The organism is Mycobacterium sp. IDUB_24 (assembly GCF_055419385.1).
Map to the genome: position 1 here is coordinate 1 of NZ_JBVAXO010000019.1, position 551 is coordinate 551.

1 pseudogene is annotated in these 551 nt (G+C 61.2%); it reads left to right on the forward strand.

Annotated elements, in window-relative coordinates:
• A pseudogene (locus ACZYZF_RS29465) lies at positions 1–551 on the forward strand (pyruvate carboxylase); the annotation flags it as partial.

A 551-nucleotide genomic window follows, 5' to 3' on the forward strand; every position in this document is an offset into this window, starting at 1 on the left:
TGGGGTGGGGCGACTTATGATGTGGCGCTGCGGTTTTTGAAAGAGGATCCGTGGGAGCGGTTGGCCGCTCTGCGTGAGGCCGTGCCCAATATTTGTCTGCAGATGTTGTTGCGGGGCCGGAACACGGTGGGGTACACGCCGTATCCGGAGTTGGTGACGTCGGCTTTTGTCGATGAGGCGACTCGCACCGGGATCGATATCTTCCGGATCTTCGATGCGCTCAACAATGTCGAGTCGATGCGTCCGGCGATCGATGCGGTGCGTGAGACGGGTACGGCCGTCGCGGAAGTGGCGATGTCCTACACCGGGGATCTGTCTGATCCGGGCGAGAATCTGTACACGCTGGATTATTACTTGAAGCTGGCCGAGCAGATCGTCGATGCGGGTGCGCATGTGTTGGCGATCAAGGACATGGCGGGGTTGTTGCGCCCGCATTCGGCGCATCTGTTGGTGAGTGCGTTGCGGTCGCGGTTTGATCTGCCGGTGCATGTGCACACCCATGACACTCCGGGTGGGCAGTTGGCGACGTATCTGGCGGCCTGGCAGGCCGG